Consider the following 18722-nt stretch of genomic DNA (forward strand, 5'->3'; position numbering starts at 1 on the left):
ATCATACCGGCAAACCTGCGCAGGCCATATCACGCAAAGTGCGGTGCTTATGGTTTATGGGAATAAGCAGCGGTTAGTCGCTATTTTCTGCTGGCGCCGTATCCATTGCATAAAACTCATGCAACTTGGCCTGCAGCAATTGCTTATCCGGCAGACAGGTTTGATATTCCGCTATCAATGCGGGCGAAAGACTGCGATTGAGTGCGTACTCGACGACCTCATCTTCCTTGCTTGCACACAGCAGGACTCCGATGGCCGGGCTTTCGTGAGGCTTGCGGACATTGCGATCCAGCGCCTCCAGATAGAAATCCATCTTGCCGAGGTATTCGGGCTCAAAACGGCCGACCTTAAGTTCAATGGCTACAAGGCAGTTGAGCCCTCTGTGAAAGAACAGAAGATCGAGTGAGAAATCCCGACCGCCGACTTGCAGCGGATATTCGGAACCGACAAAGCAGAAATCGCGACCGAGTTCGATCAGGAATTCCTTGAGGCGAGATAGCAGGCCTTGGTGCAGATCGGTTTCAGAGTGAGCGCCGGGCAGATCGAGAAATTCGACCATGTAGGAATCACGGAATATCTCGAGAGCTTCGGGATGATTTTGTTTCAGTGCGGCGGAGGCTTTTGCAGGATCGGTGACGCTTCGCTCAAACAAAGCAGACTTGAATTGGCGTTCCAGTTCGCGCTTCGACCACTGTTCCTGAACGGCCATTCGCAGGTAGAACCCACGCTCTTCCGGGTGTTTGCTTTGGCTCAAAATGATCATGTTATGAGTCCACGGCAATTGTCTCACCAGTGGTGAGACAATTGGATCGTCCCGATAGGTTTCATAAAACTGGCGCATTCGGAACAGATTTGGTCGGGTGAAACCACGCAAGCCCGGTTGGGTATACGCCAGATGTGCGGCCAGTTGAGTTATGACCGAATCGCCCCACTCCGCCTGCTCAATCTTACGACTGATATGCGCCCCCACCTGCCAATAAAGCTCAATCAGCTGTGTATTGACCGCTTGCATGGCCTTATGTCTGGAACTGTGAATCAGCGCGAGCACTTCGTTGAAACGTTCGCCATCCGGGCTGCCAGTAACGCTGGATACAGTCATGCGCAATTCCTTGAAGATCAGGTGAAGCACGAGCCTAACCCCTTCAGGAAGCTTGAAATGACCGCCGATGCAACTTGGGAAATGTCGTACAAAAAAAGGCGAGCGCTCCCGCAAAACCGGAGGATTGGCCACCCGAGCGGACTATATCGCGAGCAGGCTCACTCCTACAGGAGATCTGCGTTGTTCACACAATCTGCGGCGAACCGAGATCCAATGTGGGAGCGAGCCTGCTCGCGAAGGCGTCAGTCGGCGAGACACCATCATCCGCCGCCAACCGCAGATTCAACCGCAACCCCGCCCCGCCATTCTCCGCCCAAATCCTTCCGCCCTGACGCTGCACGGCATTGCGCGCGATGCTCAGCCCCAAGCCAAAACCGCCATCACCGGGCCGCGAGCCGTCGAGCCGGGTGAACGGTGAGAAGATCCGTTCAAGATCCCCTTCCGCTACGCCGCCGCCCTGATCTTCCAGCCACAGATGCCAGAAATTGCCATCGCGCCGTCCGTCAAGACGCACAATCCCGCCCTCGGGCGAATGCCGAATGGCGTTGCGCAAAATGTTCTCCAGCGCCTGCGCCAGCGTATTCAGGTTGCCACGCACCCAGCACGACGCCTCGACCGAACACTGCAATTGCAGACTCGGCCAGCCGCTTTCATAACAGGCGTTGTCCGTGAGCATTTCCCACAGGGCCTGAATCTGGATCGCCTCGTCGGGCAATGGCGAGCGCTCGGTGTCGAGCCAAGCCAGTTGCAGGGTTTCTTCGACCAGCCGTTGCATTCCGTCAACTTCACGACCGATGCGCTCGCGCAGTTGTACCAGACCCTGTTCGCTTTCACTGGCGACACGCAAACGGCTCAATGGCGTGCGCAATTCGTGGGACAGGTCGCGCAGCAACTGCTGTTGCAAAGCAACGGTCGATTGCAGACGTTCGGACATCGAATCGAACGCTCGCGCCAGCTCTCCAAGTTCATCCGGGCGCTGGGTAATGCCGCTCGACAACCGCACATTCAACTGGTCGGCGCGCCAGGCGTTGGCCTGTTCGCGCAGGTTGTTCAGTGGCACAACCAACAGGCGATAGAGACCGACGCACAGCAACAAGGTGAACAGGCCCGGGATCACGCCGTTAGTGATAACGCGCCAGAACAGCCGATATTTGCCCGGCAGGAAACGCTCGGGTAGCTCGATCACCAGGCTGCCGGCAGATGGTTCTTTGGGAAAAGGCACACGCAGCCACGGTCGGCCCTGTTTGTGAATCGGCCAGTCGAGACCACGCAAGAACGTCAGGTGCTGGATTTCCTGCTCATTCAGCGGATCGCTGCTCAGCGACTGCAAGTTGCCGCCGATCACGCCGACCCAACTGGCTTCGCGCAACTCCATGCTCTGCAACCAGTCATCGACACCGCTGCGTCCGCCGTGCTGCCACGCTTGTTCCGCTTGCGCGGCATAACGGCTGAGCGTGCCGCGTGCTTCGTCGGAGAGGAACTGGTTACGCTCCTCCATATAACGGCCCCACGACCAGCTCAGCCAGATCATCAGCAGACAAAATGCGACCAGCAGCAACGCCAGTTTCCAGAACAGCGAATGCCGCCCCGGCAATTCAGAGCGTTTCATCAGCCGCGCTCAAGACGTAACCCTTGCCCCAAACCGTGCGCACTTCACGCTCGGTGTAACCGATGGCTTTGAGTTTGCGGCGGATCTGGCTGATGTGCATGTCGAGACTGCGGTCGTGGGCCGCGTAGCCACGCTGCAAAACGTGCTGATAAAGGAAGGCTTTGCTCAGCACTTCCTCATCATTACGGTTGAGGGTTTCCAGCAAGCGGAATTCGCTGCGGGTCAGCCCGGCGGCTTGCTCGCGGAAAAACACGTCGCACTGTTCGTCATCGAACCTCAGCGTACCGGCTGCTACGGGCATCGCAGGCGCGGCCGGGCGCCGATCCAGCGCAACCCGGCGCAGGATCGCTTCAATACGCACATGCAACTCGGCCATGCTGAAGGGTTTGGGCAAATAGTCATCGGCGCCCAGACGGAAACCGCTAATGCGATCCGCCTCGGCACCGAGGGCCGACATCAACAGCACCGGTGTTGAATGACTCTGGCGCAATTGCGTCAACACATTCAAGCCGTCCATGCCCGGCAACAGAATATCCATCAGCACCACGTCGAACGGCTGGCGCGTGGCGATGCGCAGGCCTTCCTGGCCGTTCTGGCACCAGGTCACCTGAAAGCCGCTGCGGCCCAGATGTTCGTGAACATAGGCGCCGAGTACCGGATCGTCTTCGATGGAAAGAATGCGTGGCTGGCCGGAAACAGGAGTCATGAGTATCTGCAAGTAATTCTCAGTTGAGAGTGATTATTCAAGATTGCCAAGGATCGGGCAACTCAAGGTTGGCCCAGCCGACAAACGAACACCGGGCCCTGCCCCACCACAAGTGCATTTTTCCGGAGATTGCCTGCGAGCAAATCGCTACACTGCGCCCATGTCGCGTGCCGGATGCACGCATGAGTCAACAGATCAGCGGGATGCAGGAGATAGGCGTGCTCAAGAAACTGGGAATCAAAGGTCGCGTGTTGTTGCTGACCTTGTTGCCGACCAGCCTGATGGCGCTGGTGCTGGGTGGCTATTTCACCTGGACGCAGCAGTCCGACTTGCAGAGCCAATTGATGCAGCGCGGCGAAATGATCGCCGAGCAGCTGGCGCCGCTGGTAGCCCCCGCCATGGGTCACGGCAACAGCGACCTGCTGGAGCGCATCGCCACTCAGTCCCTTGAACAACCGGACGTGCGCGCGGTGACCTTCCTCGCCCCGGATCGCTCACCCCTGGCCCACGCCGGACCGACCATGCTCAATCAGGCGCCCAGCGGCGACAGCGCCCATTTGCAACGGCGCAGCGGCAATGACGCGACGCGTTATCTGATGCCGGTATTCGGCAAGCACCGCAACCTCGCTGGCGAACTGATTCCGCAAGAGTCCGACCGCTTGCTCGGCTGGGTCGAACTGGAGCTGTCACACAACGGCATGCTGCTGCGCGGTTATCGCAGCCTGTTTGCCAGCCTGCTGCTGATTGCCGCCGGTCTGGCGGGCGCGGCCCTGCTGGCGTTGCGCATGGGCCGCACCATCAATCGTCCGCTGAGCCAGATCAAACAAGCCGTCGCGCAACTCAAGGACGGCCACCTGGAAACACGTTTACCGCCACTCGGCAGTCAGGAACTGGATGAACTGGCCTCGGGCATTAACCGCATGGCCGGCACTCTGCAAAATGCCCGCGAAGAGTTGCAGCACAGTGTCGATCAGGCCACCGAAGACGTGCGCCAGAACCTGGAAACCATCGAGATCCAGAACATCGAACTGGATCTGGCGCGCAAAGAGGCGCTGGAAGCCAGCCGGATCAAATCCGAATTCCTTGCCAATATGAGCCATGAGATCCGCACGCCGCTCAACGGCATTCTCGGCTTCACGCATCTGTTGCAGAAAAGCGAACTGACCCCGCGCCAGCTCGACTATCTGGGCACCATCGAAAAGTCCGCTGACAGCCTGCTCGGGATCATCAACGAGATCCTCGACTTCTCGAAAATCGAGGCCGGCAAACTGGTGCTCGACCATATTCCGTTCAACTTGCGTGACCTGTTGCAGGACACCCTGACCATCCTCGCCCCCGCCGCGCACGCCAAACAGCTGGAACTGGTCAGTCTGGTCTATCGCGACACGCCGCTGTCGCTGGTCGGTGACCCGCTGCGGCTCAAACAGATCCTCACTAACCTGGTGAGCAACGCGATCAAGTTCACCCGCGAAGGCACCATCGTTGCCCGGGCCATGCTTGAAGAGGAACACGAAGACAGCGTGCAACTGCGCATCAGCATTCAGGACACCGGCATCGGCCTTTCAAACCAGGACGTGCGCGCGTTGTTCCAGGCCTTCAGTCAGGCCGACAACTCGCTGTCGCGCCAGCCGGGTGGCACCGGTCTGGGGCTGGTGATTTCCAAACGCCTGATCGAACAGATGGGCGGCGAAATCGGCGTCGACAGCACGCCGGGCGAAGGCTCGGAATTCTGGATCAGCCTGAGCCTGCCGAAAACCCGTGACGACGCCGAAGACTTGCCGGCCGCGCCGCTGCTCGGGCGCCGCGTGGCGGTGCTGGAAAATCACGAACTGGCGCGGCAGGCCTTGCAGCATCAACTGGAAGACTGTGGCCTTGATGTCACGCCGTTCAACACCCTCGAAACCTTGACCAACGGCGTCACCGGCGCGCACCAGACCGATCAGGCGATCGATCTGGCGGTCATCGGCATCACCAGCAACGACATGTTGCCCGAGCGTTTGAATCAGCACATCTGGGACCTCGAACACCTCGGCTGCAAAGTGCTGGTGCTGTGCCCGACCACCGAACAGACGCTGTTCCATTTATCGGTACCGAACCCGCACAGCCAACTGCAAGCGAAACCGGCCTGCACACGCAAATTGCGCCGCGCCCTGGCCGATCTGGTCAACCCGCGCCAGCCCCGCAATGAGCCGGGCGAACCGCTGTCGAGCCGTGCGCCGAAAGTGCTGTGTGTCGACGACAACCCGGCCAACCTGCTACTGGTGCAAACCCTGCTCGAAGACATGGGCGCCAAGGTGCTCGCCGTGGAAAGTGGATACGCGGCGGTCAAAGCGGTGCAGAGCGAGTCTTTCGATCTGGTGCTGATGGACGTGCAGATGCCGGGGATGGACGGCCGCCAGAGCACCGAAACCATTCGCCAGTGGGAAAGCGAGCGGCACTGCACGCCGCTGCCGATCGTCGCCCTCACTGCCCACGCCATGGCCAACGAAAAACGCGCACTGCTGCAAAGCGGCATGGACGACTACCTGACCAAACCGATCAGCGAGCGGCAACTGGCGCAAGTGGTGCTGAAATGGACCGGCCTGGCCTTGCGCAATCAAGGGCCGGAGCGGATCAGCGACAGTGCGGCGGGCAATAATGAACTGCCGGTGCTCGATCACGAAGAAGGTTTGCGCCTGGCCGCTGGCAAGGCTGATCTGGCGGCGGACATGTTGGCCATGCTGCTCGCCTCCCTGGAAGCCGACCGCGAGGCCATTCGCACGGCGTGCGAAAACCGCGACCAGAACGCATTGATCGAACGTGTCCATCGCCTGCACGGTGCCACCCGTTATTGCGGCGTACCGCAATTGCGTGCGGCCTGCCAGCGCAGCGAAACCCTGCTCAAGCAGGACGACCCCAAGGCCGTGGCAGCGCTGGAAGAACTGGAGCGCGCGATCAATCGGCTCGCGGCGCAAGCGAAGATCAGCGCCTGATCCACGGCAATGTCGATCAACGCCAGCAACGCTAAAATGAGCTCGGGTGATTCAATCCGTGTCGATGTTCCAGGAGGATTCCATGCGCACGCTCGTTTTCAGTAGCCAGACCTACGACCGCGACAGCTTCCTCGCCGCCGATTGCCCGGCGGGTGTCGAGTTGCAGTTTCAACCAGCGCGGCTCAGCCTCGATACGGCGGCGCTGGCCGACAAACATCAAGTGGTCTGCGCCTTCATCAATGATGACCTCAGCGCGCCGGTGCTCGAGCGTCTGGTCGCTGGCGGCACACGCCTGATTGCCCTGCGATCGGCGGGTTACAACCACGTCGATCTGCCCGCTGCGAAACGTCTGGGACTGGCCGTAGTGCGCGTCCCCGCCTACTCGCCGCACGCGGTGGCCGAACACGCCGTGGCGCTGATCCTTGCTCTCAACCGTCGTCTGCACCGCGCTTATAACCGCACCCGTGAAGGCGATTTCAGCCTGCATGGCCTGACCGGTTTCGATCTGGTTGGCAAAACGGTGGGGATTGTCGGCACCGGGCAGATCGGTGCGACCTTCGCCAAGATCATGCACGGCTTCGGTTGTCAGTTGCTCGCCTACGATCCGTTCCCGAACCCGGATGTACTGGCGTTGGGCGCACGCTATCTGAGCCTGCCGGAACTGCTCGCGCAGTCGCGAATCATCAGCCTGCACTGCCCGCTCAACGAGCAGAGCAAACACCTGATCAACCGCAATTCACTGGCGCACATGCAGGCCGGCGCAATGCTCATCAATACCGGTCGCGGGGGACTGGTCGACACCCCGGCGCTGATTGACGCCTTGAAGGACGGCCAGCTCGGTTATCTGGGCCTGGATGTCTATGAAGAAGAGGCGCAACTGTTTTTCGAGGATCGTTCTGACCTGCCCTTGCAGGACGATGTGCTGGCGCGCTTGCTGACTTTTCCGAACGTGATCATCACCGCGCATCAGGCCTTTTTGACGCGTGAAGCACTGGGCGCAATTGCCGCGACGACCTTGCACAACATCGCGACCTGGGCGGCGGGAACGCCACAGAACCAGGTCGAGGGCTGAGATTTTTTCAGCTTATTTCGGTGAAAGCGAGGACGCCAGAATCAGCAACGCCAGCCAGCCGAAGCCAAAAAAGCGCTGTTTCATCGAGTGGCCGTTGCGCAGCAGGAACCAGACGAAAAACATCGGCAGCAGGAAGATCATGATCTTCAGCCAACCTTCCACCGGACGACTGCCATCGGCGTTGGCCTGCTCGGTAACCGTTTGCTCGGTTGGCTGCTGGCGCCGACGCCGCGCGGCGGCCGGCATGACTTTCGGTAAAGGTTGCGGTTCAGGCGCTGGAGCACTGACTTCGGGCACAGCCTTGTTACGCGGCAGGCTGCCAAACGAGATTGTTGCAGCCTGTACCGGCGCGGCTGCGGTCTGCGCGTGTACTGCTTGCTCCGCCATTGGAGCCCCACAATGAATGCACGCGTTGGCTTCGGAGCTGATGCTCTTCTTGCATTCATAACATTCGATCAGCGCCATGTTCCGTTCCTTCAGAGTCGAGGCCGGCAGTTTGCCATGAGCGTCGCCTCAATTGAACCTGATCGAAGGTCACACGCGCGCATCATCCTGCAATCAAGCCCGTGCTAGCATGTCGCGCATATTTGGAGGACCCATGGTCGAACACGATTTCCGCTATACCCTGATGAACCCGCAACACACCCTCACCGAATGCCGCGCCCTCGTTCCGGGCCGCTATCAGGTCACCGGCAACGGTGGCTCGATTCGTATTGGTGACGCGCTGTTGGTCACCCTCAAAGGCAGCAAGGACTTGTCCATGCGCCTGACCGTTGAAACCGTCCGCCACCTGATCAATCCGCCGGGCCAATGGACCGCGATGACCACAGGCCCGGTGTTCGGTGAGCTGGCGATCCACACCTGGCAGGTCAATTGCGACAGCTGCGCCAAAGAGCTGAGCTTCGAATTCGCGGTAGACGCCAAACTTGGCAAAGCCGCCGAAAAACCGGCAGCCACCGCGCGCATCGCCGAACTGGGCTGGAAAACCGTTGGCGACAAGCACTTGTGCCCGAAATGCCAGGAGCCTGCGTGATGAAACGCTTTGCCCTGACCGCTATGGTCGGTGTGGGTCTGGTGGGGTGCGCGGCAGAGCCAGTGCAACTGCAGCAAAACCGCAGCTACATTCTGGAGTGGATCGGTGAGCGGCCGTTGATGGATTACAGCCATCTGACCGTGACCCTTGGCGATGATGGCCGCGCTTACGGCAACGGTGGCTGCAACCATTGGTTCGCGCCGTATACGCTGGACGGTGACAAGCTGACCTTCGGCAAGATCGGCAAGACCCGCAAGCTCTGTGCACCAGCGCTGATGGAACAGGAACAACGCTTTCTGCAGGCGCTGGAACATGTCGAGCGCTGGGACATCTCGCCGATCGAGCAGATGCGCTTCTGGCCGGCTGAAGGAAAGCCGTTGCGCTGGTGGCTGGAAGAGGGTTAAGCCTCAGGCCGCCAAAGCCCTCATCGGAACGCCGCCCGCCTAACCCTCTCCCAGAGGGAGAGGGGACTGATTGGGGGATATTGGGGAGCTACGCCGACCTGAAAGGTCTTCATCGAATCCATAATCGACTGGGTCTTTTAGGTCGGTGAGTCGGCCGATGCCCTCACCCTAGCCCTCTCCCAGGGGGAGAGGGGACTGATTGGGGGATATTGGAGAGCTACGCCGACCTGAACGGCCATCGCCGAATCCATAGTTCGACTGGATTTTGCTTTGGCGCCCCCATAATCGACCTGATCTTGCTTTGGCGAATCTACAATCGACTCGATCTCTCAGGTCGATGTACCTCGCCAGACACCTCGGTCGGCCCCCTCTCCCTCTGGGAGAGGGCTGGGGTGAGGGGCTTTTGACGTTACTTGGTCGCCTGCAGAGCCTCAAGCTTGGCCATCACCCCCGCCGCCGTCTGCTCCCCCATCAACTGCTCACGCACCTTGCCCTTGTTGTCGATGATGTACGTCACCGGCAGCGCCTCACTGCGCGGCAACTCGAACAGTTCCGCCGGATCCTGCGCCAGCACGGTGAACTTGATGCCGAGCTTTTCGCTGGCGTCTTTCAGTTCCACACCCTGCACGTTGTCGAAGTTGACCCCGAACACCCCAACGTTCTTGCTCTTCAGTTCATCAGCCAAATGATTGAGTTCCGGGATTTCAGTCCGGCACGGGCCGCACCATTCGGCCCAGTAGTTGAGCACCACCCATTGTTTGTCCAAGCGCTCGGACGCAACCTTCTGGCCGTTCTGGTCAATACCGTAATCATTGCCGCAGCCCCCCAGCATCAACGCCCCGAATATCGTCAATGCCGCTGCCAATCGCCGTGTCATGTCGTGTTCCTTGTGAAAATTTGAAGGCGCCTGCGACCCATTGCCTCCGAAGGTTCTGGATTGCGCGCTGCACAGTTAGAATAGCCGCCACTTTACGCCAGAAGCGACCCGCCATGACCGATCTGACGCTTTATCACAATCCGCGCTGCTCGAAATCCCGCGGCGCGCTGGAGCTGCTTGAAGCCCGAGGCCTGACCCCGAACGTCGTGCGTTACCTCGAAACCCCGCTGAACGCCGCGCAAATCAAAGCCCTGCTCAGCAAGCTCGGGATCAGCGCACGCCAGTTGCTGCGCACCGGGGAAGATGAATACAAAATGCTTCAACTGGCTGACGAAAGCCTCAGCGAAGCGCAATTGATCGACGCCATCGCTCAGCACCCGAAACTGATGGAGCGACCGATTCTTGAAGTCGGCGACAAAGCCGTCATCGGTCGTCCACCGGAAAATATTCTGGAGTTGTTGCCGTGAGCGCGCCGTACATTCTGGTGCTGTATTACAGCCGCAACGGCTCGACCAACGAGATGGCCCGGCAGATTGCCCGCGGTGTCGAGCAGGCTGGTCTCGAAGCGCGCTTGCGCACCGTGCCGGCAATCTCTACCGAGTGCGAAGCCGTGGCCCCGGCCATACCGGACGAAGGCGCGCTCTACGCCACCCTCGATGACTTGAAGAACTGCGCCGGCCTCGCCCTCGGCAGCCCGACGCGTTTCGGCAACATGGCCGCACCGCTGAAATACTTCCTCGATGGCACCAGCAACCTGTGGCTGACCGGCGCGCTGGTCGGCAAACCGGCCGGCGTGTTCACCTCCACCGCCAGCCTGCACGGCGGTCAGGAAACCACGCTGCTGTCGATGATGCTGCCATTGCTGCACCACGGCATGCTCATCACCGGCCTGCCGTACAGCGAGTCGGCGTTGCTGGAAACCCAGGGCGGCGGTACGCCTTACGGTGCCAGTCATCACGCTGGAGCTGACGGTAAAAAAGGCCTCGATCAGCACGAAGTGGCGCTGTGCCGGGCGCTGGGTCTGCGCTTGGCCAAGACTGCGCAGAAACTGGAGGGCTGACAGTGGCGAAAAAGCCGAAAGTCCTGCCCTCGGTCGAGTGGCTTGAGCCGCGCGTGAAAGCGATGCGGGTTGTCAGTCTGCTGAGCTTTTTTGCCCTAGCCGGTCTGCTCGCGGCCTACTACCTGCTATTCGCCGATCTGCACGGCGCGCGGCCATGGGTGATTCTGCTGGTCGAGCTGATCCCGTGGATTGTTCTCGCACCGGCGATGATCATGGGTAGCGCACGAGGCCATTCGTGGATGTGTTTTGTGGTGAATCTGTATTTCATCAAAGGCGCACTGGCGGCGTATGACCCGAGCCGGCAGTGGTTTGGTGTGCTGGAGATGATCGCGAGCCTGGCGGTGTTCTGCTCGGCGCTGTTGTATGTGCGGTGGCGGTATCAGTTGAATCGCAAACTGGCTGGCGAAGGCGAGATCTCCGTCGCCTGATAGAAAAAGATCGCAGCCTTCGGCAGCTCCTGCATTCGATCGTTCCCAGGCTCTGCGTGGGAATGCATCCAGAGACGCTCTGCGTCTCAGGGACGCCGAGCGTCCCGGGCGGCCTTCCCACGCGGAGCATGGGAACGATCGGATTGACTCAATGGTTGACGGTGTACGCGAGCATCATCGATATCTGGCTCATCGCCCGTCCGCCGCTCTGCTCATGCCACTGGTTGAACGCATCCTGCACAATCGCCAGATCGCGCAGACTGGTCGGCACCTTGTCGACGATCTTCTGCGCGTTCAGCGCTGCAACCACGTCGTAACTCGGCACAAACGTGTCCTTGCCGACCATGCGCAAAAACCGTGGCGCCGACAGCCCGCCCAATTGATGACCGTGCTTTTTCAGGTACGTCCACAGACCGACGATATCGGTCACCGGCCAGTCGGCGATCAGCGCGCCGAAACTGCCCTTCTCTTTCTCGACATCAAGAATGAACTGCGCATTGCGCGGCACGCTTTTCAGTTTGCCGAGGTGGCGGATGATCCGCGCGTCCTGCATCAGACGCTCAAGGTGTTCGGCACTCATCAGCACGACTTTTTCCGGGTCGAACTTGAAAAACACTTCTTCGAACGCCGGCCACTTGGCGTCGACCAGACTGTGCTTGAGGCCGGCGCGAAATACGCGCAAAGCCATGGTCGAGAGGTAGCGGTCGTCGCTGATCTTGCGCAGTTGCGCCGGGGTCTTGGGAACGGGCAGATGGGCTTCCAGTTCAGCCGCCGAACCGAAACGGTTCAAGCAGTATTCGTGCAGCCACTTGTAATCGCGCATGCCCTCTCCCGGGAATTGAAAATGAAATTTTACCTGTGAACACAAAATACTGTGGGAGCGAGCTTGCTCGCGAAAGCGGTCTGTCATTCAACATGGATGTCGGCTGACACGACGCCTTCGCGAGCAAGCTCGCTCCCACATGGATCGGGTTTACAAGTTGACGACGTTAACGAAGCGCGAAGCCGCGGTCTCGTCGATCTTGAGGCTGGTGAAGTCGAACAGGTTGCGGTCGGCCAGTTGCGACGGGATCACATTCTGCAGACTGCGGAAGATGCTTTCGGTTCGGCCCGGGGTTTTGCGTTCCCAATCCTGAAGCATTTCCTTGACCACCTGACGCTGCAGGTTTTCCTGCGAGCCGCAGAGGTTGCACGGGATGATCGGGAATTCTTTCAAATCCGAGTAAGCCTGAATGTCTTTCTCGTTGCAGTACGCCAGCGGACGGATTACCACGTTGCGGCCGTCATCGGCGCGCAGCTTCGGCGGCATGGCCTTGAGGCTGCCATTGAAGAACATGTTGAGGAAGAACGTCTCGACGATGTCGTCGCGGTGATGACCGAGGGCCATTTTGGTCGCGCCGATTTCGTCGGCAAAGGTGTACAGCGTGCCGCGACGCAGACGCGAACACAGCGAGCAGGTGGTCTTGCCCTCCGGAATCAGTTCCTTGACCACCGAATAGGTGTCTTTCTCGACGATGTGATGCTCGACACCCAGCTCTTTCAGATAGGCCGGCAGCACATGCTCGGGGAAGCCCGGCTGCTTCTGGTCCATGTTCACCGCGACGATCTCGAACTTGATCGGTGCAACCTTCTGCAGGTGCAGCAGCACGTCGAGCATGGTGTAGCTGTCCTTGCCGCCGGACAGGCAGACCATGACCTTGTCGCCATCTTCAATCATGTTGAAATCGGCGACCGCTTCGCCGGCCAGGCGGCGCAGGCGCTTTTGCAGTTTGTTCTGGTTGACCGTAAGAGTGCCCATGACGCGAAATCCGTGAGGTGTGACGAAAGGCCGGCATTTTACGCAAAAACCCCGGCGTTGTGGGCACAGGTTGTCACGGCCAGCCAACAACGCGTTAACAGACCCCGAGGCGATTACCCGCCCTGTTTACAGCGCGATTTGCTCTAACCCCCTAATACCTGTGCGGTTAAGTCCTTTCTATACTGCGACATAAGGTCGCACACAATCTGAAGACCTGTATTTGCTCGGCCACCTTGGCCCGTAGGCGCTCCGTTGGGGGGCGATGGCAATAACAAGAGGAGTGACTGGCATGATCCATCACGTAGTGGGACTTTTTACCCACCCCGATCAGGAATGGAAGGAAATCCGTGGCGACCAAGAGGAAAGCATCAGCCACATGTACCTCACCCACACGCTGATTCTGGCGGCAATCCCCGCCATCTCGGCGTTTATCGGCACCACCCAGGTCGGCTGGGTGATTGGTAACCGCGCGCCGGTGATGCTCACCGTTGAAAGCGCGATCTGGATGACCGTCATGTCTTACCTGGCGATGCTCGGCGGCGTCGCCGTGATGGGGGCGTTCGTGCATTGGATGGCGCGCACCTATGACGCTAATCCAAGCCTGGCTCGTTGCGTGGCTTTTGCCACTTACACGGCGACACCGTTGTTTGTCGGCGGTCTGGCGGCGCTGTATCCGCATATGTGGCTGGGGATGATCGTCGGTACGGCGGCCATCTGCTACACGGTTTATCTGTTGTACGTGGGGCTGCCGACATTCATGAATATTCCGTCGGACGAAGGTTTTCTATTCTCAAGCTCAGTGCTGGCGGTGGGTTTGGTGGTGCTGGTCGCCATCATGGCGTTCACCGTGATTGTCTGGGGGCTGGGCGTAGGTCCCGTTTATACCAACTGACTCGACAGGCTGAATACAGGCCGCCGCAAGGCGGCCTTGTCGTTTGGAGAATGACCATTCGGCAGCTCGATGATTCGCAAGTCTGCGGCGTTGCGGCATACTCGACGCCTCTGGAGATCCATCAAGCATGCCCGAGCAACTCAATACCCGCGTCGAAGACTGTTACCAACTCGCAGAATCCTTTTTCAAACGCTCATTCCCTCGTCCTGTTGTCAGCCTCAAGCTGCGCGGACAAAAAGCCGGTGTCGCGCATCTGCACGAGAACCTGCTGCGCTTCAATCCGCAGCTGTACCGGGAAAACGCAGAACACTTCCTCAAGCAGACCGTGGCCCACGAAGTCGCGCACCTGATCGCCCATCAGTTGTTTGGCGACCGTATCCAGCCCCATGGCGAGGAATGGCAATTGATCATGCGCGGGGTTTACGAACTGCCGCCGGATCGCTGCCACACCTATGCAATCAAGCGGCGCAGCGTGACCCGCTATATCTATAAATGCCCGTGTGCGGACAGCGATTTTCCGTTTTCGGCGCAGCGCCATAGCCTGGTGCGGCAGGGGCGGCGGTATTTGTGCCGGCGCTGCCGGAGTACCTTGGTGTTCAGCGGCGAGATGCGCGTCGAATAGTCAGTCTTCTATTGCCTGTTGTGGCCTCTTCGCGAGCAAGCTCGCTCCCACCTTGGAATGCATTCTCCTGTGGGAGCGAGCTTGCTCGCGAAAGGGTCGGTACAGGCACTAAAGAATCACTTTGGATGAACGCAATTCAGCAATCCGCTCCACACTGAACCCAAGCTCCCCCAACACCTGATCCGTATGCTGCCCCAAAGCCGCGCCAACATGCCGCGGTGCCGGCAACGCTTCGGAAAACTTCAACGGACAGGCCATCTGCGCCTGCGTCGTGCCATCCGCGCGCGGCACCTGCGTCACCAGCTCCCGTGCCTGCAACTGCGGATGGCGCACGGCCTCACCCAGACTCAATACCGGCTCGACACACGCATCGATCCCGGCAAACATCTCGCACAATTCAGCAAAGTCATGCTTTTCGAACTCGACCGTCAGTGCGTATTTCAACGCCCGCTGCTGCTCGGGCTTTGAGGACAAGCCCTGCGCCGCCAACTCCGGCCGCCCCAACGCCGCACACAGTTGCTGCATGAACCCCGGTTCCAGACTGCCTACCGACATCCAGCGTCCGTCTCTGGATCGGTAGTAGTCGTAGAAACTGCCGCCATTGAGCATCTGATCTTCCCACTCAGGCTCTTCACCGCACGCCAGATACCCGGCCCCGGCCATGGCGTTCAGGCTGAACGCGCAATCAGTCATGCTCACATCCAGATGCGTGCCCTGCCCGCTCTGCTGCCGCGCAATCACCGCCGCCAGCAAGCCAATCACCCCGTGCAACGAACCACCGGCGACATCCGCCACTTGCATGCCCAGCGGCAACGGCCCGCTGTCGGCGCGGCCGGTGTAACTGGAAAGCCCGGCCAGCGCCAGATAGTTGATGTCATGCCCGGCGCGATCCTTGTACGGCCCGGTCTGGCCGTAACCGGTGATCGACACATAGATCAGCTTCGGGTTGATCGCCTTCAGCGCTTCATAGCCCAGGCCCAGGCGCTCCATCACACCGGGGCGAAACTGCTCCAGAACGATGTCGTGATCGGCCAGCAGTTGCTTGACCACTTCCAGTGCTTCGGGCTGTTTCAGATCCAGCGCCAGGCTGCGTTTGTTGCGATTAAGGTAAGCATGACTGGCCGACACTCCGCCATCATGCGGCGGCAATACCCGCAGCAGATCCAGGCGCGTCGGTGACTCGATGCGCAGCACTTGAGCCCCCATGTCCGCCAGCAACAACGAGGCGAATGGCCCCGGCAGCAATGTCGAGAAATCGAGGATTTTCAATGAGGCCAGCGGTGCGGACATGGGCGAACTCCTTGGGCGATGCACTCAGCCTAGGCAGCGATGCCGCGCACGGCAATCACCGCAAATGTCAGCGGGTGTGACCGTTACGCTCAAACAGCAGGCAAGAAAAAACCCGCCGAAGCGGGTTTTTCATGAAGCGAGGGTTACTTGACGCTGCTAGGTGTCGGGCCTTCAGCCACACCCAGGTCATCTTCCGGACGGGTATCAGCGATACCACGACCGCCCGAAGCCAACTCGGTTTGCAGCGTGTCGGTGTCCAGCTCTTTCACCCACTTGGCAACCACGATGGTCGCCACAGCATTACCAACGAGGTTGGTCAGGGCGCGGGCTTCGGACATGAAGCGGTCGATACCGAGGATCAGCGCCAGGCCGGCCACCGGCAGGTGACCTACTGCCGACAGGGTCGCTGCCAACACGATGAAGCCCGAACCGGTCACACCGGCTGCGCCTTTGGAGGACAGCAGCAACACCACCAGCAGGGTGATCTGGTGAGTGATGTCCATGTGCGTGTCGGTGGCCTGAGCAATGAACACAGCAGCCATGGTCAAGTAGATCGCGGTACCGTCGAGGTTGAACGAGTAACCGGTCGGGATCACCAGACCCACTACCGATTTCTTCGCGCCCAGACGCTCCATCTTGATCAGCATGCGTGGCAGTACCGATTCCGACGAGGACGTGCCGAGGACGATCAGCAGTTCTTCACGGATGTAACGGATCATCTTCAGCACGCTGAAACCGTGCATGCGCGCGATGGCGCCAAGGACGATGAGGATGAACGCCAGGCAAGTGATGTAGAAGCAGATCATCAGTTGACCCAGCTGCACCAGCGAACCCACACCGTAGGCACCGATGGTGAAGGCCATGGCACCGAAGGCACCGATTGGCGCGAGCTTCATGATCATGTTGATGATGTTGAACATCACGTGGGCGAAGCGATCGATGAAGTCGAGGATCGGCTTGCCGTAGGCACCCAGGCGATGCAGGGCGAAACCGAAGATCACCGAGAACATCAGCACTTGCAGGATGTCACCGGTGGCGAACGCGCCGACGATGGTGGTCGGGATCACGTTGAGCAGGAAGCCGACAACGCTTTGGTCAGCGCCGGCCGCTACATAAGAAGCGACTTTCGAAGCGTCGAGGGTGGCGACGTCGATGTGCATGCCGGCGCCCGGTTGCACAACGTTGACCACGACCAGACCGACCAGCAGCGCGATGGTCGAAACGATTTCGAAGTACAGGAGTGCGTAACCGCCGGTCTTGCCGACCGACTTCATGTTCTGCATGCCGGCGATGCCGCTGACCACGGTGCAGAAGATGATCGGGGCGATGATCATTTTGATCAGCTTGATGAACCCGTCACCCAGCGGCTTTACCGCCACGCCGAACTGCGGGTAATAGTGACCGAGCGCGATACCGATAACGATTGCGACGATCACCTGTAGATACAGGGATTTGTACAGTGGCTGACGAGTCGTCATTGCAAGTGTCCTCAAGCGTCCCGCGTGACAACATCCATCTGTTGACCGCGAAACCTGAATTGCGAACCCTCCTGCACTGGAGGGATTTGTTGTTGGAGCAGCATTTCCCATCAGGGCGAAACGCACGCTTCTGTGGCTTGTATCGCAAACGTCGTGCCACTTTGGTGCGATTGCCTGCAAGCCTTTTGATATCAGGGATTACAGGTGAATGGATGTCACCATTCGGTTACTCAAGTGTGGCGGATTTCCGCCAACTCGCCGCTTCTCGTCCTACAATTTGGCGGAAATCCGCCTTGTCGATGCGTCCAGCCCGCCGCTACCATCCGGCGCCTGAGGAAGGATCTGCCGCTTATGCGCGAACGCACCATCGCCAGTCATTTTGCCCGTGCCGCCCTCGGAGGCGCACGCCGCGTGGGTTTCGATTACTCGGGCCTGCTGCTGCAGCTGGGCATCAGCCCGGAATTGCTCGACGAGCCCCGCGCACGCATCGCCCCGGAACAATTCACCCGGTTGATTCAGGGCCTGTGGCTGGCGCTGGACGACGAATACCTGGGTTTCGGTAATGCGCCGAGCAAACCCGGCAGTTTCGCCATGATGTGTCACGCCTCGATTCACTGCCGCAATCTGGAGAAGGCACTGCAACGCGGTTTATTGTTTTATAGCCTATTCCCTGAGGCCCCGCGCCTGAGCCTGACGCGCGAAGACGAATGGGTGCGTTTGAGCCTCGACGATTCACGGTTATGGGATCCGGATCACTTTCTGACCGAGAGTTTGCTGGTGATCTGGCATCGTTTGGGCAGTTGGCTGATTGGCCAGCGGATTCGCCTCGAACAGGCCACTTTCAGCTATCCGCGCCCCGAACACGGCGCCGAATATGACCTGCTGTTCCCTTGCCCGCTGACCTTCGGCACCGATCAAAGCAGCCTTTTATTCCACAGCCGCTATTTGTCTATGCCGCTGTTGCAGGACGAACGCACCCTCAAACACTTCCTTGAACGCTCCCCCGCCGACCTGCTCTCACGTCCCGATGATGGCGACAGCCTGAGCAGCCGCCTGCGTCGTTTGCTCAATCGCGACAGTGCGAACTGGCCGGATCTGGAAGCGGTTGCAGCGCATCTGCACATCAGCCCGCAAACGCTGCGCCGGCATTTGCGTGAGGAAGGCACGAGCTTTCAGGAGTTGAAGGATCAGTTGCGGCGGGATATCGCCATTTATCATTTGGGCCGGGCGGATCTGTCGTTGCAGCAGATTGCCGAGCAGTTGGGGTTTTCCGAACCGTCGGCGTTTCACCGGGCGTTCAAGAAGTGGACGGGGCTGACGCCGGGGGCCTATCGGGCGCAGGAGCTGTGAGGCGCTACATCAAAAGCCCCTCACTGTAGAGA

19 protein-coding genes are annotated in these 18722 nt (G+C 59.6%); 10 read left to right on the plus strand and 9 right to left on the minus strand.

What is annotated here, in order from left to right; translation table 11 throughout:
• Positions 1–73 precede the first annotated feature (73 nt).
• The 3 genes from FGA82_RS27850 to FGA82_RS27860 form a co-directional block, all read right to left on the minus strand.
• Positions 74–1099, minus strand: a complete 1026-nt coding sequence (locus FGA82_RS27850; RefSeq protein WP_141129577.1) for a PDDEXK nuclease domain-containing protein — start codon at positions 1097–1099, stop codon at positions 74–76.
• Positions 1100–1283: 184 nt separating this feature from the next.
• Positions 1284–2708 (minus strand): sensor histidine kinase, encoded by a 1425-nt coding sequence (locus FGA82_RS27855; RefSeq protein WP_141129578.1) that lies wholly within the window; start codon positions 2706–2708, stop codon positions 1284–1286.
• Positions 2695–3414, minus strand: coding sequence for a response regulator transcription factor (locus FGA82_RS27860; RefSeq protein ID WP_141129579.1), 720 nt, complete (start codon positions 3412–3414; stop codon positions 2695–2697). The genes FGA82_RS27855 and FGA82_RS27860 overlap by 14 nt, the downstream gene beginning before the upstream one ends.
• Positions 3415–3632: 218 nt before the next feature.
• On the opposite strand from FGA82_RS27860, the gene FGA82_RS27865 reads away from it, so the two are divergent.
• Positions 3633–6386: a response regulator gene (locus FGA82_RS27865; RefSeq protein ID WP_141129591.1), complete on the plus strand. Its 2754-nt coding sequence runs from the start codon at positions 3633–3635 to the stop codon at positions 6384–6386.
• An 82-nt stretch (positions 6387–6468) separates the two neighbouring features.
• Positions 6469–7458: a 2-hydroxyacid dehydrogenase gene (locus FGA82_RS27870; protein WP_141129580.1), complete on the plus strand. Its 990-nt coding sequence runs from the start codon at positions 6469–6471 to the stop codon at positions 7456–7458.
• A 12-nt stretch (positions 7459–7470) separates the two neighbouring features.
• Here FGA82_RS27870 and FGA82_RS27875 read toward each other — a convergent pair whose 3' ends face one another.
• On the minus strand, positions 7471–7923 hold the full coding sequence (locus FGA82_RS27875) for a hypothetical protein (RefSeq protein ID WP_123594397.1): 453 nt from the start codon (positions 7921–7923) through the stop codon (positions 7471–7473).
• Positions 7924–8056: 133 nt separating this feature from the next.
• On the opposite strand from FGA82_RS27875, the gene FGA82_RS27880 reads away from it, so the two are divergent.
• Both FGA82_RS27880 and FGA82_RS27885 read left to right on the plus strand, forming a co-directional pair.
• Positions 8057–8491, plus strand: a complete 435-nt coding sequence (locus FGA82_RS27880) for a hypothetical protein (protein WP_141129581.1) — start codon at positions 8057–8059, stop codon at positions 8489–8491.
• Positions 8491–8895, plus strand: a complete 405-nt coding sequence (locus tag FGA82_RS27885; RefSeq protein WP_123453349.1) for an META domain-containing protein — start codon at positions 8491–8493, stop codon at positions 8893–8895. Before FGA82_RS27880 ends, FGA82_RS27885 begins: the two co-directional genes overlap by 1 nt.
• A gap of 409 nt (positions 8896–9304) precedes the next feature.
• Here the strand turns inward: FGA82_RS27885 and FGA82_RS27890 are convergent, their stop codons facing one another.
• The gene (locus FGA82_RS27890) at positions 9305–9772 is read right to left on the minus strand and encodes a TlpA disulfide reductase family protein (RefSeq protein WP_141129582.1); all 468 of its coding nucleotides are present in this window, start codon (positions 9770–9772) and stop codon (positions 9305–9307) included.
• A 113-nt stretch (positions 9773–9885) separates the two neighbouring features.
• On the opposite strand from FGA82_RS27890, the gene arsC reads away from it, so the two are divergent.
• From arsC to FGA82_RS27905, 3 genes are read left to right on the plus strand one after another with little or no spacing between them, the layout of a single operon-like run.
• A complete protein-coding gene (gene arsC, locus FGA82_RS27895) occupies positions 9886–10239 on the plus strand; it encodes an arsenate reductase (glutaredoxin) (protein ID WP_141129583.1) in 354 nt (117 codons plus the stop codon).
• Positions 10236–10832: an NAD(P)H:quinone oxidoreductase gene (gene wrbA, locus FGA82_RS27900; protein ID WP_141129584.1), complete on the plus strand. Its 597-nt coding sequence runs from the start codon at positions 10236–10238 to the stop codon at positions 10830–10832. The genes arsC and wrbA overlap by 4 nt, the downstream gene beginning before the upstream one ends.
• A gap of 2 nt (positions 10833–10834) precedes the next feature.
• Positions 10835–11260: a DUF2069 domain-containing protein gene (locus tag FGA82_RS27905; RefSeq protein ID WP_038367452.1), complete on the plus strand. Its 426-nt coding sequence runs from the start codon at positions 10835–10837 to the stop codon at positions 11258–11260.
• Positions 11261–11408: 148 nt separating this feature from the next.
• Here the strand turns inward: FGA82_RS27905 and FGA82_RS27910 are convergent, their stop codons facing one another.
• Together FGA82_RS27910 and ttcA are read right to left on the minus strand one after the other, a co-directional pair.
• The gene (locus FGA82_RS27910; protein ID WP_095123040.1) at positions 11409–12083 is read right to left on the minus strand and encodes a DNA-3-methyladenine glycosylase I; all 675 of its coding nucleotides are present in this window, start codon (positions 12081–12083) and stop codon (positions 11409–11411) included.
• Positions 12084–12233: 150 nt separating this feature from the next.
• Positions 12234–13058 (minus strand): tRNA 2-thiocytidine(32) synthetase TtcA, encoded by an 825-nt coding sequence (ttcA, locus tag FGA82_RS27920; RefSeq protein WP_141129586.1) that lies wholly within the window; start codon positions 13056–13058, stop codon positions 12234–12236.
• Positions 13059–13347: 289 nt separating this feature from the next.
• Between ttcA and FGA82_RS27925 the strand changes: the two genes are divergently transcribed.
• Entirely contained in the window at positions 13348–13950 is a 603-nt protein-coding gene (locus tag FGA82_RS27925) for a Yip1 family protein (protein WP_053122787.1), read from the plus strand.
• Between the two features lie 127 nt (positions 13951–14077).
• A complete protein-coding gene (locus FGA82_RS27930; protein ID WP_064391623.1) occupies positions 14078–14572 on the plus strand; it encodes a SprT family zinc-dependent metalloprotease in 495 nt (164 codons plus the stop codon).
• A 108-nt stretch (positions 14573–14680) separates the two neighbouring features.
• On the opposite strand, the gene FGA82_RS27935 is transcribed toward FGA82_RS27930, so the two are convergent.
• Both FGA82_RS27935 and FGA82_RS27940 read right to left on the minus strand, forming a co-directional pair.
• Positions 14681–15862 carry a CaiB/BaiF CoA transferase family protein gene (locus FGA82_RS27935; protein WP_141129587.1) on the minus strand — a complete coding sequence of 394 codons (1182 nt, stop codon included), beginning with the start codon at positions 15860–15862 and terminating at the stop codon, positions 14681–14683.
• A 143-nt stretch (positions 15863–16005) separates the two neighbouring features.
• Positions 16006–17340: a dicarboxylate/amino acid:cation symporter gene (locus FGA82_RS27940; protein WP_141129588.1), complete on the minus strand. Its 1335-nt coding sequence runs from the start codon at positions 17338–17340 to the stop codon at positions 16006–16008.
• Positions 17341–17691: 351 nt separating this feature from the next.
• Between FGA82_RS27940 and FGA82_RS27945 the strand changes: the two genes are divergently transcribed.
• Positions 17692–18690, plus strand: coding sequence for an AraC family transcriptional regulator (locus tag FGA82_RS27945; RefSeq protein ID WP_141129589.1), 999 nt, complete (start codon positions 17692–17694; stop codon positions 18688–18690).
• Positions 18691–18722 lie beyond the last annotated feature (32 nt).

It is taken from the genome of Pseudomonas fluorescens (genome assembly GCF_005938625.1).
GTDB lineage: Bacteria > Pseudomonadota > Gammaproteobacteria > Pseudomonadales > Pseudomonadaceae > Aquipseudomonas > Aquipseudomonas fluorescens_BD.